Genomic DNA, 7,037 nt, shown 5'->3' with positions numbered 1-7,037 from the left:
CCCCGCCGCCCTCCGCGCGCTCTTCCTCCCCGGGGCCCCCCCCCGGGGGGGTGGGGCGCATGGTTTTCACCCCCCCCCACGCCGTCATCCGGTGAACGGACTCAGCGCAGTGTGCTGCCTAGTCCTTGTCGCCCCGGTGTTCCGCAGGCTTCGGAACGCTGTCGTAGCCGTAGTTGTTGCCGGAGAACGCGTCGGGCTGCTTGCCCTGACCGTGGTCCGGCTTGCCGTGAGACCCCTCGTGCTCGTCGCCGGGCTTGCCGTTGTGGTCGTGGCCGCCGTTGTCGTGGCCGAATCCGCCGGGCTTGCCGCCGTTGTCGTGGCCGAATCCGCCGGGCTTGCCGTTGTGGTCGTGGCCAGGCCCGCCGGGCTTGCCGGGCTTGCCGTTGTTGCCGCCGGTGACGTTCCCGGCAGTGTTGCCGGAGGTGTTCCCGGTGGTGACGTTGTTGCCGGCGGTGTTGCCCGAGGTGTTGCCCACGGTGCCTCCGCCGGTGACGAGCGGTCCGCCCAGGAGACCGCCGCCGATCACTCCCACCGTCGTGCCGGTGGTGGCGCCGGTGGTGCCGCCGGTCGTCGTGCCCGTGGTGGTGCCGGTCGTCGTGCCCGTGGTGGTACCGGTGGTGGTGCCGGACGTCGTGGTCGAGCAGGTGCCCGGGAAGATCCTGTTGTCGTCAAGTGTCACGGCGCCGTTGCGAGCCAGCGCCCGGCCCTGGATGTTCGTCCCCGTGTTCACACTGATCGAGGTCAGAGCCATGATGGTGCCCACGAACGTGGAGTTGGTGCCGAGGGTGGCCGAACTGCCGATCTGCCAGTACACGTTGCACGCCGAAGCGCCGTTCGTGAGCAGCACCCTGCTGGAGGAGGCCGTCGTCAGGGCTTCGGGAATCTGGAACACCCAGACGGCGTTCGGGTTTCCACCGGCGTCCAGAACCAGGTCACCCGTGAGTCCGACACCGGACACGGCCTTGTAGACGCCAGGAAGCAGGGTGTCGCCATTGCCGATTCCGGCCGCGAGGGCGAAATCCGGGGCCTGGCTCGCGGCATTGTTGTAGGCCGTGACCAGGTCGCTCTTGGCGTTGAGCGCTACCGCGTCCGCCGCGTGCACGGCGCCGAGCACCTGCCCCGGAGGAAATCCGGAGACGGCCGTCCCCGGACTCACGCCGAGATCCTGGCTGAGCACGGTGGGACCGGTGTTGGTGACCTCCGAACCTGCCAGAACCGAGAAACTGGCAGCGGTGCCCAGCGGCACAGGAGTTGCGATGGCCGATGCCGGCGTCGGCATCACCGCGACCAGCACGGCGGCAACCGAGGTGGCGAGACCCGTGGTCAGCCATCCGGTCAAGGAGCGGCACTTGGCCGCCTTCGGAATCTTGAGCTTCATTGCGAGGCCATTTCCTGTGGGAGGGGGGCCGTAGCCTGCCGGGTCCTGTCGATCGCCCGGGGCCTTGGAGATTTGGCGGCATACTAGGCAGAAATCTCCGCGGAGTCGCATTACCTGAGTGGGGGGTCGGGAATATTCGAGGATTCGGCACTCCAATGCGCGTAGAGTTTCCCTGAATTCGTATTTACGATGATCAGCCCCGAACCCGGCGTCGCCTGAGAAGGGCGCTGAAACCCACTCGCCTCGGTGTTTCTTGACGGTCCGCCGACTCCGTCGGCGGCCCCGCCTCTGTCCCGAGTGGCGGGCAGCTTCCGCTCCGACGAGATGCCGAATGGGACCGTGGTGGCACGCGTGTGGCACGTCGCCCGGAACGACGAAGGGCCAGCCGGGGAGGGAACACAGGAACCCTTCCCGAACCGGCCCTTGGCCCTCTCTTCTGTCCCCCGGCAGGACTCGAACCCGCGACACCCGCTGTGCCAGGGCGCCGGGTCGGCAGCGCCAACGCAGTTGCTCGCGGTCGCGCCGCACGTCCCGGGCGCCCGCCCCGGGCGCCCGCCCCGGGCATGGCTCGCCGCAGGGCGAGGTGCGGCCTGGTGACCGACGCGGGGCTCGCGGACGCCGAGCGGCGGACGCCGCACGGGACGGGCGTCTTCCCACCGCCGCTCACGGCGCGCGACCGGCACGTACGTGATCCCGCCGCCGGCCAGGAGGGAGGAACGACGGCGGTCGGCCCCTGCCGAGACCGCACGTCCGGGGTACGGCATGAGCCCCGCGTCACCAGACTGACCGGATGGAGCGTGCCGCAGGCGACGTACCGGTGCATTACGTGGCGCACGGCGAAGGCAGACCCGTGCTGGTGCTGCACGGAGCGATGGCCGATCACCGTGAGGCCGAGGCCTGCTTCGAGCCGGCTCTGGGAGCGCGCGACGGCTACCGGCGGATCTGTCCCGACCTTCCCGGAATGGGCCGCACGCCGGCGCCGGCGTCCCTGCGCAGCGCCGAAGACGTCCTCGACGTGCTGCTCGGCTTCGCCGACGAGGTCGCCGGGCCGGACGCCGTCCTCGTCGGCGGCCACTCGGCCGGCGCCCACTACGCCCAGGGGATCGCGGCCCGGCGTCCCGACCGGGTCTCCGGGCTCGCGCTCGTCTGTCCTGTGCCGGCTGGGCGATGACGGCTTCCGCGGCTACTTCGTGGTGCGAACGCCGACGATGCTGGACCGCTACGAGCGCTTCGTAGCCCCGGCGATCCCCCTCGCCGACCAGGCCGCCCTGGAGCGGATCGGTGAGCGGTGGGAATTCGAGGCGACCGAGGGACCGGCCTACCAGGGGCCCACGCTCGTCGTCGCCGGCCGGCAGGACTCCGTCGTCGGGCACGCGGCGGCGGCAGACCTGCTCGAGCACTGCCCGCAGGCCACCTGGCAGTGCTCGACGGCGCCGGCCGCGCGCTTCCCCACGAGCAGCCGAGGATCCTGGCGGCCCTGCTGGACGACTGGCTGGCGCGGACCGACGACTTTCAGGCCTGGCCCCCGGCACGCGGACGCACGGCTGATCCAGCCCGGCGGCGGTAAGTCGGTTCAGTTCTTGCCGCTGTCCACGATGACCGGCGTGCCATTCGAGTCCGTACCGCACGGCACCGCGTACACCGGGTTGGCCTTCGCGGCTTCCTTGTACGCCTCGAGGCACTGGTTGTACAGCACCTTGTCGCTCAGCGACCCCGAGATGATCTTGTTGGCGCGGGCGATGCCCTCCGCGTCGATCCGCCTGCGTTCCGCCTGCGCCTTGGCCGTACGCACAGCCTCGGTGGCCCGCTCGGTGGCCTGCTCCTGCTGGATCTTCTTGTCGATCTGCTCCTGCAGCTTCTCCGACGGCCGCACATTGCGCAGGTTGACGGACGTGACGTCGATGCCGCGCGGTGCCAGCCGCTCCTTGACGAGCCCGGCGATCTCCGAGCTGATCTGCTCGCGGGCGGACGCGTACCCCTCCTCACTGGTGTGCTTCGCGAAGACGTTGCGGATGATCTCCCGGCTGTCCGGCAGCACCAGCCGCTCCTCGACGGCTTCCTCGCTGCCCGCCAGCCGGTACAGCGCGACCGCCTTGCCCGGCACCACGGCCCACTTGATGGTGACGTCCGCGTAGAGCACACCGCCCTGCGAGGAGCGGACCTCGACCGTGTCCTTGCCGTTGAGGTCGAGGTCCACCGGGCGGGTGGAGAAGGGCGTGACGTCGGTGAACGGTGACGTGAAGTGGAGACCCGAGGTCAGCGGCTTGCCGACGCGGCCGAAGGTCACCGGCACGCCGACCTCGTAGGCGCTCACGACGTAGATGCAGGCGAAGGCGCCTGCCAGCAGGCCCGTCACGGCGCTGAGCGCCGCCCCGAGTCTCCAGTGGCCCGCGGCGGTGCGGCCACGGCCGACGACAAAGAGCACTGCCGCGGCTATGAGCAGCAGGATGCACAGCACGAACACAGGTGTCCCCCTCCGAAAACGCTCCGCGCCGCCCGGGGGCGCGGCCCCGGCGCATCGTAGCGATCTCCGGTGTCGGGGATGCCGGGCCGTACGCGACCGCGGCCCGGACGAGGCGACGTCACATGCTCCGCTGTCCCGCCGATCGCAGCAGGGTTCAGAACCGTGCTCCCACGTCCGCGCCGCTGCTGGGGCGCAGGAAGGTGGAGGACGGGATGGCGCCGGCGGCCGTCCTGGCCCCGGTGATCACGCTTGCGTCGGTGCTGACGAACGACCAGGTGCCGCCCGTGTTCCAGGAGTTGCCGCTGCCGGTGGAGTTCGAGCCGAGCGAGGCGTTGGTGCCGTTGGCCACCGCCAGGTTCTTCGTCAGCGTGCTGGAGGAGCGGCTGAAGTCGAACCCGGTCTTGGCGTTCTTCCACGCGGTGCAGTGGTCGATCTTCATCTTGCCCGGGTTGTTGTTGTCGACGAAGCCGCCGGCGGAGTTGCCCCAGGCCATGCTGTTGCGCACGGTGTGGTCGGCGGCCACGCCGTTGCCGCCCATCTTGAACCCGTTGCCGTCGCCCTGGTAGTCGGGCAGGTTCCACCGGTTGAACCCGTTGCCCCAGGCGAGGGTGTTCTCGACGAGGATCGGCGAGCTGTCGAACATCCAGAAGTCCAGGCCGTCGTCGGAGTTGTTCCACAGCCGTGCGCCCCGCACCACGTTGCCGCTTCCGGAGCCCTCCTTGATGGCCAGTCCGTCGGCGCTCTCCCCGTTCTTCCGCGGGTCGCGGTTGCCGTAACTGTCCAGATTCAGGATCTGGTTGTCGCTGGAAGCTCCCTGGAGATGAAAGCCCGACTCGTAGTTGTCCCGGGTGACGAGGCGGTCGAAGACGTTGTGACTCGTGTCCGCGCCGAACACGCCGTAGGGGCCGTGGATGATCTCCAGCCCGCTCAGCCGCCAGTACTCGCCCTCGATGTGGACGGCGCCACGCTCGGCCCTGGGGATGGTCGAGCCCACCGCGCCGGGCGTGTACGGCATGTTCTCGCCGTCGATGACCACGTGCTCGCCGTTGTAACCGCGCAGGGTGATGGGCTGGCTCGCCGTGCCGCTCTGGAGCAGCCGGATGTTCGTGGCCGGCGCGTACGTTCCGCCCCGGATCTGGATCGTGGTGCCTGCCTGCGCCAGGTCCACCGCGCGCTGGATCGTCTTCAACGGGGCGGCGAGCGTCCCCGGGTTGCTGTCACTGCCGTTGCCCGCCACGTACAGGTCGCTCGCCGCGGCCTGACTGCCCGCCTCCGGGGCAGGGCGCGCGGGTGCCGCGTGCACGCTCCCGGCGGAGGACATGACGAGTAATCCGACGAGGAGGCCGGTGGAGCGGATGGCGGGCTTCACGCGCATGGTTCGTCTCCAGGTTGCGACTGCGTACGGATACGAGAGAGGATGTGGAAAGCGCTTTCTGGAGCGAAGCTAGGCGGTAGTGCTGAGCACGTCAAGAGTCGTCGCGTTCACTCCCGACGGCTGTGCATACGGCTGTGAACGCGGCCGTACGGCGGCCCGTTCGCCGTCGTCGGGCAGCGGGACGGCGTGGGCGCTCCGGGGCGGACCCACTGAAGCGGGCCCCGGCACGCGGGTGCGGATCCGTCGCGGCGCCGGTCGCGACAAGGCCATACGTTTCCTGTGCAAGCCGTGACGCCAATCCGCGGGCCTGTCGGCCTCGGATTACACGGGATGTTCCGGCCTGTCACGCCTACGGGAGAGCCATTGTGAAGGAAGCCGTACATATCGGCAGACGCCCATCAGCTGGACCTGATCTGCAGAAACTGCTGCACCAGGTGGCGCTCGGCGACCAGGACGCCTTCGCCGCGGTCTACGACGCCGTGGCCGGCTCCGTCCTCGGCGTCGCACGGGCCGTTCTGCGCGATCAGGCGCAGTCCGAGGAGGTGGCGCAGGAGGTGCTGGTGGAGGTGTGGCGGACCGCCCCGCGCTACCGGCCCGAGCGCGGCACGGCCATCAACTGGATCCTCACCCTCGCCCACCGGCGGGCCGTGGACCGGGTCCGGTCGGTGGAGGCCGCCGCGGCCCGTGACACCAAGGCCGCGCTGCTCGAGCACCAGCCCGCGTACGACGAGGTGACCGAGCAGGTCGAGAGCCGGCTGGAGCGGGAACAGGTGCGGCGCTGCCTGCGCACCCTGACCGAGTTGCAGCGGCAGTCGGTCACTCTCGCCTACTACCGCGGACTGACCTACCGGGAGGTCGCCGAGGCGCTCTCGTTGCCGCTCGGCACGGTGAAGACCCGGCTGCGCGACGGGCTGATCCGGCTCCGCGACTGCCTGGGGGTGACCGCATGACCACGACGGACCTGCATGCTCTGACCGGCGCCTACGCGGTGCACGCGCTGCCCGGCGACGAACGTGCCGCCTTCGAGCGTCACCTGGCCGAGTGCGACGCCTGTGCGCAGGAGGTGGCGGAGTTCACGGCCACCGCCGGACGCCTGGCCCTGGCCGCCACGGTGCGGACGCGCCCCGCCATGCGGGAGCAGGTTCTCACCCGCATCACCACCGTGCGGCAGGTGTCGCCCGGAGTCGCGTCCCTGGAACGGGTACGCCGCGGCGTGCGACGCGGACGTGGCCCGGCCCGGTGGGCGCTGGCTGCCAGTGTGGCCGCCGCGACCGTGTTCGGCGGAACCGCCGTATGGCAGTACGAACGCGCCCAGAACGCCCGGCACGAGGCCGCCCAGGCGCAGAGAGCCGTCGGGGACCTGACCAGCGTGCTGACGGCACCCGACGCCAAGTCCCGCTCGGCCCGCCTGGCGGGCGGCACCGGAACGCTGGTGGTCTCCGCGGGCCGGGACCGGGCCGTCTTCATGGCTTCGGACATGAAGGAGCCACCGCGGGGCAAGGTCTACCAGCTGTGGTTCTCCGACGGCGGGAAGATGCGCTCGGCCGGTCTGATGGACCCCGGCCGCAGCAGCCAGGCGGTGCTCATGCGGGGCGCGGTGGACGGCGCCTCCGGAGTCGGCATCACGGTGGAGCCGGCCGGCGGATCGAAGCAGCCGACCTCGCCACCGGTCGCACTGCTCGGCGTACCGACGTAGTACCCGCGCGTGGGGACCCGCCCGCCGGCGGACTCCCCGCGCGCCTGTCGGTGCCGCCGCCCCAGCGCCGATGACAGCGGACCGGCGGCGGGCAGCCCGGACCGCCCCCCGGGGCGGAGCACGC

Annotated in this window: 6 protein-coding genes; 3 read left to right on the top strand and 3 right to left on the bottom strand. The window is 70.8% G+C overall.

Features of this window, described 5'->3' with window-relative positions; genetic code table 11:
• Positions 1–118: 118 nt before the first annotated feature.
• A complete protein-coding gene (locus tag AB0G63_RS38835; RefSeq protein ID WP_360760541.1) occupies positions 119–1,378 on the bottom strand; it encodes an ice-binding family protein in 1,260 nt (419 codons plus the stop codon).
• A 790-nt stretch (positions 1,379–2,168) separates the two neighbouring features.
• On the opposite strand from AB0G63_RS38835, the gene AB0G63_RS38830 reads away from it, so the two are divergent.
• Positions 2,169–2,549, top strand: a complete 381-nt coding sequence (locus tag AB0G63_RS38830; protein ID WP_360760538.1) for an alpha/beta hydrolase — start codon at positions 2,169–2,171, stop codon at positions 2,547–2,549.
• Between the two features lie 402 nt (positions 2,550–2,951).
• Here the strand turns inward: AB0G63_RS38830 and AB0G63_RS38825 are convergent, their stop codons facing one another.
• Positions 2,952–3,842, bottom strand: a complete 891-nt coding sequence (locus AB0G63_RS38825; protein ID WP_360760536.1) for a prohibitin family protein — start codon at positions 3,840–3,842, stop codon at positions 2,952–2,954.
• Positions 3,843–3,996: 154 nt separating this feature from the next.
• Positions 3,997–5,217: a right-handed parallel beta-helix repeat-containing protein gene (locus tag AB0G63_RS38820; protein ID WP_360760534.1), complete on the bottom strand. Its 1,221-nt coding sequence runs from the start codon at positions 5,215–5,217 to the stop codon at positions 3,997–3,999.
• Between the two features lie 365 nt (positions 5,218–5,582).
• Between AB0G63_RS38820 and AB0G63_RS38815 the strand changes: the two genes are divergently transcribed.
• Positions 5,583–6,167: a sigma-70 family RNA polymerase sigma factor gene (locus AB0G63_RS38815; protein ID WP_360760531.1), complete on the top strand. Its 585-nt coding sequence runs from the start codon at positions 5,583–5,585 to the stop codon at positions 6,165–6,167.
• A complete protein-coding gene (locus AB0G63_RS38810; protein WP_360760528.1) occupies positions 6,164–6,913 on the top strand; it encodes an anti-sigma factor in 750 nt (249 codons plus the stop codon). Before AB0G63_RS38815 ends, AB0G63_RS38810 begins: the two co-directional genes overlap by 4 nt.
• The last annotated feature ends 124 nt before the right edge of the window (positions 6,914–7,037 follow it).

Source organism: Streptomyces sp. NPDC020996 (assembly GCF_040641355.1).
Taxonomy (GTDB): Bacteria; Actinomycetota; Actinomycetes; order Streptomycetales; family Streptomycetaceae; genus Streptomyces.
The sequence above is the reverse complement of the archived record's forward strand: the minus strand, read 5'-3'. Positions and strand labels throughout refer to the sequence as shown.